Source organism: Nocardia sp. NPDC051756 (assembly GCF_040681495.1).
Classification (GTDB): Bacteria; Actinomycetota; Actinomycetes; order Mycobacteriales; family Mycobacteriaceae; genus Nocardia.
In genome coordinates this window covers 151,870-158,442 of sequence record NZ_JBFAYV010000015.1, presented here as the reverse complement: position 1 = coordinate 158,442, position 6,573 = coordinate 151,870, and the positions used below count along the sequence as shown (strand labels likewise).

The window sequence follows — 6,573 nt, the reverse complement described above, 5'->3', positions numbered from 1 at the left end:
AGCGGCGGCTGCACGTCGTAGTGGCAGTACAGCAGCACCGTCGGCGCGCCGGGCGGGGCGGGCCGGGCGGCGATGACGGCCTTGCTGCCGTCCGGTGTCGCGTGCAGGCCCGCCCTGGTCAGCCCGGCCGCGACGAACGCGTCCGCGACCCACTGCGCGGCCCGTTCGCATTCCGCCGGCGGGAACTGCCGCGGATCGGCCACCGACTTGAACGAAACAAGCTGCGTCAGATCGGTTTTCGCCTGCGGCATGAGCGCGGCCACCTTCGCGCGCAGCTCTGCGGTGCGGGAATCGTCAGTCAATGCCAGCGCCTCACTTCTTCGTCGTCGCGCGGCCGATAACGCCGCTGTTCCACCCTGGCACGAACCGTCCAGTACAACGGTGGAAATCTAGTCGACCGAGCAGTTCGTGTCGCCCGACTTCCGGCGACCACACCGGATGGGTGTGGTTGTGTGGGGTGACGCCAGCACGCGAGCCGACACTGCGGAGGTAATCCGATGTCCACAAGCGCAGACTCCGACGACCTGTTCGCCCTGCCCGGCATGAGCCGGGTCGCGCCCAAAGGCGGGTTCCCGCAGGGCGAGCTCTTCGCCGAGGTCGCCTACGAGATCGTGCACGACGAGCTCATGCTCGACGGCGTCTCCCGGATGAACCTGGCCACCTTCTGCACCACCTGGGTGGACGAGCAGGCGCGCAAGGTGATGGTCGAGTCGCTGGACAAGAACATCGTGGACAAGGACGAATACCCGCAGACCGCCGAGCTCGAGCGGCGCTGCGTCCGGATGCTCGCCGACCTGTGGCACTCCCCCGATCCGGCCGGCACGCACGGCACCTCGACCACCGGGTCCAGCGAGGCGGCGATGCTCGGCGGGCTGGCCGCCAAGTTCCGCTGGCGGCAGCGCGGCGGCACCGGCACACCCAATTTCGTGTGCGGGCCGGTGCAGGTCTGCTGGGAGAAGTTCGCGCGATATTTCGACGTCGAGATCCGGCAGATTCCGCTGCGCGGGGACCGGCTGACCATGCATCCGGACGACGTGGCCGCCCACTGCGACGAACGAACCATCATGGTGGTGCCCACATTCGGGCAGACCTTCACCGGGTTGTTCGAGGATGTCGCGGGGATCAGTCGCGCGCTCGACCAATTACAGGAGACGAGCGGGCTGGATATCCCGATCCACGTCGACGCCGCCAGCGGCGGCTTCCTCGCCCCGTTCACCGCGCCCGATCTGGTGTGGGATTTCCGGCTGCCGCGGGTGAAGTCGATCAACGCCTCGGGGCACAAGACCGGGCTGGCGCCGCTGGGCGTGGGCTGGGCGATCTGGCGCGAGGCGGCCGACCTGCCCGCCGACTTGATCTTCGACGTGGACTATCTCGGCGGCAGCATCGGCACCTTCAATCTGAATTTCTCCCGGCCGGGTGGGCAGGCGATCACGCAGTACTACGAGTTCATCCGGTTGGGCCGCACCGGATACACCCGCGTGCAGTCGGCCATCTACGGCGCGGCCGAGCATCTGGCGGCGGGTCTGCGCGAACTCGGGCCGTTCGAGCTGATCCACGACGGTGATCCGCGACGGGGCATCACCGCGGTGGCGTGGCGGTTGACCGGCGATCCCGGGTTCAACCTGTACGACCTGTCGGATCGGCTGCGCAGCCGGGGCTGGCTGATCGCCGCCTATCCGCTACCCGCTGACCGAGAAGACGAGACGATCATGCGGGCGGTGATCCGGGACGGCTTCACCGTCGACATGGCCGATCTGCTACTGGCCGATTTCGCCCGATGCATGAAACAGCTGGTGCAGCACCCGTTTTCGACCTCGCTCACCCAACAGGAGGCGGGCGGATTCACGCACAGCGCGCGGGCCGCGGTGCCCAGCCGGAAGATCGAGCCTGCCTGAGCCTCGTCAGGCCGCGCGCGCGATGGCGGGCGGTTCCCACCGGTAGACGGTGCCGGTCGCGCCGTGGAACAGCGCGAGGTCTACGGCGTCGAGCATGGCCTGGCGCGGGCCGGAACGTTCCAGTTGCGCGGCCGACACCGCGAGCCGGAGCATGCCGCCGCGGCGTGCGGTCCGGGCCGCGCCCATCACCAGGGCCCGACACCACCACGGTTCGGCGCGGAAGCCCTCGCCGATCCCGTACACCCGAACCTTCTGTGCCACATTGTGTTCCAGGTCCAGGATCGAGGTCAGGCCGAGCGCGACCCGGAAGCCGACCTCGGGCAGCGCCTCGATCGCGCCCGCCGACGCGTCCCAGCGCGGCGCGGCGAACAGCCGGGTGCGCAGCTCCACCCGCTCCATCACCCGATCGGCCGCCATGAGCCGCAGCCGCGCCTCATGCCTTGGCAGCGTGGCGAATTCGGCCCGGCGGCTCTTGGTCGCCGCCTGGTCGTAGCCGTGCAGCACGATCGCGTCGCCACGGGCCCGGCGACCGCGCAACCACGCCTGCGTCGCGGGATCCTCGACCAGTTTGTACTTGCCCTTCAACCGGGGCGCCACGAGCAGCGACAGTGGCACACCGCGCTGATCGAGCTCCGCGGCGAACTCGATCGCCGCGTCCCGAGTGGTGTCCCGGATCCCGGAAATGGATACGACCAGCTCAGCGTTCATGAACTAACGGTGCCAGGGGCAGATGTACTGGGCGTGCAGGCGGGATGACCGGGCGACGAACACCTTGACACACGTTCTCGCCGGGCCTCCCGTCACGACCTACGCGTCGGCGAGACCGACCCGGTCCAGCACCCACGCGTACTCGAAGGCGACTTCCTTCCACTTCTCGTACCGGCCGCTGACCCCGCCGTGGCCCGCGCTCATCTCCGTCTTCAACAGCAGCTGCGCGTCCCCGGTCTTGGTGGCGCGCAGCTTCGCGACCCACTTGGCGGGTTCGACGTAGAGCACGCGGGTGTCGTTGAGGCTGGTGATCGCCAGGATGGCCGGGTAGTCCTTGGCCTCGACGTTCTCGTACGGGGCGTAGGACTTCATGTAGTCGTAGACGTCCTTGTCCGCCAACGGGTTACCCCACTCGTCCCATTCGATGACGGTCAGCGGCAGCGACGGATCGAGAATCGAGGTGAGCGGATCGACGAACGGAACGTTCGCCAGGATGCCGGCGAACAGCTCCGGCGCCAGGTTCGCCACCGCGCCCATCAGCAGGCCGCCCGCGCTGCCGCCGTCGGCGATCATCCGGTCCGCCGAGGTCTTCCCGGTCTCGATCAAATGCTGTGCGCAGGAAACGAAGTCGGTGAAGGTGTTCTTCTTGGTGAGCGTCTTGCCGTTCTCGTACCAGAGCCGGCCCATCTCGCCGCCGCCGCGCACGTGCGCGACCGCGAACACCATGCCGCGATCGAGCAGCGAGAGCCGGGAGACGGAGAAGGACGGATCCATGCTCGCCTCGTAGGAGCCATATCCGTAGAGCAGCATGGGCTTCGGCGAATCCAGCGCCAGCCCCTTCTTCCAGACCAGCGAGATCGGGATCCGGGTGCCGTCCTCGGCGATCGCCCAATCCCGGTGCTGCTCATAGTCGTTCGCGTCGTAGCCGCCGAGCACCGGCTGCTCCTTGCGCAGCAGCAGATCGCCGGTGGCCGGCACGTAGTCGAACACCTGCACCGGCGTGATGAACGAGGTCAGGCCGATGCGCAGGGTCGGCTGCGCCCACTCCGGGTTGGCGCCCGCGCCGACCGCGAACAGTTCCAGATCGAAGTCCAGCTCGCGCCGCTCGCCGTATCCGCTCTCGGTCAGCGGCCACACGGCGACCCGGGTGAGCGCCTCACGCCGGTAGCTCAGCACCAGGTGATCGGAGTAGGCGTCGACGTCTTCGAGCCGCACGTCGTCGCGGTGCTCGATCAGCAGGGTCAGGTCCGACGGGTCGGCGACCGGCGCGTCGGCGAGCACGAAGTTCTCCGCCTTCACCCCGTCGACCACGTCGTTGTGCAGGATCAGGAACCGATCCGCGCCGCCGACCACCGCGTGCTCGGCGGAATACTCGACGCCTTCGCGGCGCGGCAGGATTACCCGGAATTCACCCTCGGGATCGTCGGATTCGAGCACCCAGCCCTCGGTGGTGATCTTCGAACCGACCCAGATCATCAGGTACTTCTCCGAGCGGGTCGAGGTGATGCTCACCCAGTAGCGCTCGTCCGGCTCGTGGAAGACCTGCACGTCGGTCGCGGTCGGGCTGCCGAGCCGGTGCCGCCACACGGTGTCGGGCCGCCAGGACTCGTCCACCGTTTGGTAGAAGACGTGCGTGCCGTCCAGCGACCAGGTCGCGCCGGGCGCCGTCTCGGCGATCGCGTCGGCGAGCATCTCGCCGGTGCGCAGGTCCTTGAACCGCAGCACATACCGCTCGTCGCCGACGGTGTCCACGGAGTAGGCGAGCAGGTTGCCGTCGTGGCTGAGCGAGAACGCGCCGAGCGCGAAGAAGTCGTGGCCCTCGGCCACCACGTTGCTGTCCAGCAGGATCTGTTCGCCTGGTACCTCGGTGCCCGCCTCCAGCTGCGGCGGGGTCCAGGCGTCGATGCCCTCGGCGTCGGCCGCGATCGGACAGCGGCAGTGCACGCCGTACTGCTTGCCCTCGAAGCTGCGCGAGTAGTACCAGTAGTCGCCCATCCGGGTCGGCACGGACAGGTCCGTCTCCTGGGTACGGCCCTTGATCTCGTCGAAGATCGAGTCGCGCAGCCCGGCCAGATGCGCGGTCTGCGCCTCGGTGTACGCGTTCTCCGCTTCTAGGTGCGCGATGACCTCGGGGTTCTCTTTGTCCCGCAGCCACTCGTACTCGTCGACGAACACGTCGCCGTGATGCACGCGTTCGGTGGGCACCGTCTTGGCGATCGGCGCCGTCACCCCGTCGAGGTCTGAGATCGTTCCGGTACCGCTGTCGAGAGCCATGGCTCCACCGTAGCGGCGCGGACCCCGCCCGTCCCGCCAGGACCCGGCAACACCCCTGCTCGAGCCGCCGCACCTCGCCGAATCCGGTCTAGCCCTTGCCCTCCGGGCGCGGCTCGGCGCCGGACGCGGCGTGGATCACGCTGTCCAGCACGTCGTGAGTGCGTTGCAGGTCGCGCATGGCCTGTTCGATCCGCTCGCGTTCGCCGGTGAGCCGCTCCACCAGGAACGGCGTGGCGGCCGCGTTCGGCGTGCCGTCCACGTCGTGGATGCAGGGCAGCAGCTCGCCGACGGTGTCGCTGTGCAGGCCGGCGGCGAACATCTCCTGGATGCGCCGGACCCGGTCCACCGCCGCCTCCGGGTACTCGCGTTGACCGCCGGAGGTTCGTTCCGAGCCGAGCAGGCCCTTGGTCTCGTAATACCGCAGCGACCGGACGCTGACGCCGGTCCGCTCGGCCAGTTCACCGATGCGCACAAATCGCTCCTTGACCTGACATTGATGTCAGGTTTTACGGTACAGGAATGTTGCTGCTGACCGAATACCGCAATCCCGCCCGCACCCTGCCCAACCGCATCGTCATGTCCCCGATGACCCGGCTGCGTTCACTGCCCGACGGCTCGCCGACCAGCGACGTCGCCGACTACTACGCCCAGCGGGCGGCGGCCGGGCTGATCGTGACCGAAGGCATCTGGCCGCATTCCACCGGGCAGAGCGAGGCCTGGGTGCCCGGGCTGCAAACCGAACAGCATGTCGCGGCGTGGCGGCGGGTCACCGAGGCCGTGCACGCGAACGGCGGGCGCATCTTCGCGCAGCTGATGCACGGCGGGCGCAAGGGACACCCGCGGGCCCGGATCGACGGGTCCTGGCCGGCCGGTCCGTCCGCGGTGCTGGACGAGGATCGGGTGCACCTGATCGCGGGCGGCAAGGCCGACCCGATCACCCCCGCAGCGCTCGACCGGGCCGATATCCACGAGGCCGTCGAGCACCACGCCCGCGCCGCGCGCAATGCCATCGCCGCGGGCTTCGACGGGGTCGAAATCCACGGTGCCAACAGTTATTTCGTGCATCAGTTCCTGGCGGACAACACGAACCTGCGCACCGACGAATTCGGCGGATCGATCGAGAACCGGATGCGGCTGCCGTTGGCCGTGGTCGACGCCGTGACCGCGGAGATCGGCGCGCATCGCACGGGCATCCGGCTGTCCCCCGGCAATCCGCAGTTCAATATGTTCGAGGCCGATCCGGCACCGCTCTATCGCGCGCTGGTCACCGAACTCGACGGTCGCGGCCTGGCCTACCTGCACCTGACCGACAACGACACCTACTCCGCGCTGGCCGATCTCCGGCCGCGCTGGCGCGGCGCCCTCATCGCCAATGTCGGCGAAAACCGTACGGCGACAACGGCGGAGGCGGCCGAGAGCGTGCTGCGGTCCGGCGTCGCCGACCTGGTGTCGTTCGGCCGGCAGTTCATCTCGAACCCGGATCTCGTCCATCGCATCACCCACGACCTGCCGCTCGCCCCGATCCGCGAGCATCTGCTCTACGGACGCACCGCCGAGGGGTACAGCGACTACCCGGAGTGGGAGCCTGCCACCGTTGCGTCCCACTGACTCCGGCGCGCACGAATCGTCCTGCCCCGGACAGCAGTCAGGTGCGCAGTAGGACGATTCGTGCGCGGCCTCGGGGTTTACCCCCAGC

The 6,573-nt window shown here is 68.7% G+C and carries 5 protein-coding genes and 1 pseudogene; 2 read left to right on the top strand and 4 right to left on the bottom strand.

What is annotated here, in order from left to right:
• Positions 1–251: pseudogene (locus tag AB0M22_RS42115) on the bottom strand (dipeptidase); the annotation flags it as partial.
• A gap of 246 nt (positions 252–497) precedes the next feature.
• Here AB0M22_RS42115 and AB0M22_RS42110 point away from each other — a divergent pair.
• Positions 498–1,895 (top strand): glutamate decarboxylase, encoded by a 1,398-nt coding sequence (locus tag AB0M22_RS42110; protein WP_364738832.1) that lies wholly within the window; start codon positions 498–500, stop codon positions 1,893–1,895.
• A 6-nt stretch (positions 1,896–1,901) separates the two neighbouring features.
• Here the strand turns inward: AB0M22_RS42110 and AB0M22_RS42105 are convergent, their stop codons facing one another.
• From AB0M22_RS42105 to AB0M22_RS42095, 3 genes are all read right to left on the bottom strand, one after another.
• Complete coding sequence (locus AB0M22_RS42105) at positions 1,902–2,603, bottom strand: DUF2334 domain-containing protein (protein ID WP_364738829.1); 702 nt, start codon at positions 2,601–2,603, stop codon at positions 1,902–1,904.
• 99 nt (positions 2,604–2,702) lie between these two features.
• Complete coding sequence (locus tag AB0M22_RS42100; protein ID WP_364738827.1) at positions 2,703–4,877, bottom strand: S9 family peptidase; 2,175 nt, start codon at positions 4,875–4,877, stop codon at positions 2,703–2,705.
• 88 nt (positions 4,878–4,965) lie between these two features.
• Positions 4,966–5,349, bottom strand: a complete 384-nt coding sequence (locus tag AB0M22_RS42095) for a MerR family transcriptional regulator (protein WP_364738825.1) — start codon at positions 5,347–5,349, stop codon at positions 4,966–4,968.
• A gap of 47 nt (positions 5,350–5,396) precedes the next feature.
• Here AB0M22_RS42095 and AB0M22_RS42090 point away from each other — a divergent pair, with 47 nt between their 5' ends.
• Positions 5,397–6,485 carry an alkene reductase gene (locus AB0M22_RS42090; protein WP_364738823.1) on the top strand — a complete coding sequence of 363 codons (1,089 nt, stop codon included), beginning with the start codon at positions 5,397–5,399 and terminating at the stop codon, positions 6,483–6,485.
• The last annotated feature ends 88 nt before the right edge of the window (positions 6,486–6,573 follow it).